Origin of the sequence: Caloranaerobacter azorensis DSM 13643 (assembly GCF_900129995.1) — a bacterium.
In the GTDB taxonomy this organism is placed as follows: Bacteria; Bacillota; Clostridia; order Tissierellales; family Thermohalobacteraceae; genus Caloranaerobacter; species Caloranaerobacter azorensis.
Map to the genome: position 1 here is coordinate 1 of NZ_FQXO01000154.1, position 1,145 is coordinate 1,145.

1 protein-coding gene is annotated in these 1,145 nt (G+C 29.5%); it reads right to left on the reverse strand.

What is annotated here, in order from left to right; translation table 11 throughout:
• Positions 1–116: 116 nt before the first annotated feature.
• Positions 117–980, reverse strand: coding sequence for a DegV family protein (locus BUB51_RS12665; RefSeq protein ID WP_073198195.1), 864 nt, complete (start codon positions 978–980; stop codon positions 117–119).
• Between the last annotated feature and the right edge of the window lie 165 nt (positions 981–1,145).

Sequence of the window (1,145 nt, forward strand, 5' to 3'; positions counted from 1 at the left end):
TAATAGTTTACTCAAACTCTAGACTCTTTTTATTTACTAGGCTACGCCTATATTATTTTATCAAAAAAATTTATACTTTCTTAGACAATAAAAAAGCTACTGAATAAACAGTAGCCTTACATCGGTGGTTTTTGATTTAAGAAAAATACAGACAAGGTTCCAGGGCCTGAATGTGCACCGATAGCACATCCAATTATATTCACAACAAATTTTTTACACCCAAATCTCTCTCTTATCATCTCTTCAAGTTTTTTAGCTCCTTCTAAATCATCACCGTGATTTATACCTATAACTTGATTAGATAAATCTACTCCTCTTTCTTCCATTATTTCAATCATTCTCTTTAATACTTTTTTCCTACCTCTAACCTTTTCAATAGGAATTAATTTGCCATCTTCTACGTCTAAAATAGGTTTAATATTTAATAAACTACCTATAAATGCAGCCGTACGACTTACTCTACCACCCCTATATAAATACTCTAAATCATCTACAGTAAAAATATGTTCCATATGCTGTGAATAAAATTTAACTGCATTAACTATTTCTTCTTTTGTCTTACCTTCTTTAGCCATCTGTACAGCTTTATATACCACCAAACCAAATCCAACAGAAGCACACTTTGTATCAATTATCTCTAAATCTAAATCTGGATATTCATCTAACACTTCATTCTTTGCCATTAGAGCCGATTGATATGTACCAGATAAACCGGAGGAAAAAGCTATATAAATTACACTTTCATTTTTCTTTGCATATTCTAAAAAAACTTTTTTAAAAGTGGCTGGAGGAATTTGTGCTGTCTTATATACTTTACCACTTCTCATACCTTTATATAAGTCCATTGGATTGAGAGTTTCTCCATCTAGATATTCTTTATCTTCTAAATAAATTAATATAGGCACTACATGAATGTTATATTCATCTATGATATTTTTTGGTAAATCACAAGCACTATCAGTAATTATTCTAACTGACATTAAATCACTCCCTGTATTTTTAGTTTTATTATATTATATAGCTTTCAAGCTTTAAAGTAGTTTCTTAATTTTACTTCAATTCGTAATATGAAAAATTAAATTCATCTATGCTATACTAAAGCTAAAATAGGATCAAGGAGTGATTGAATCTCTTCGCTACAAGAA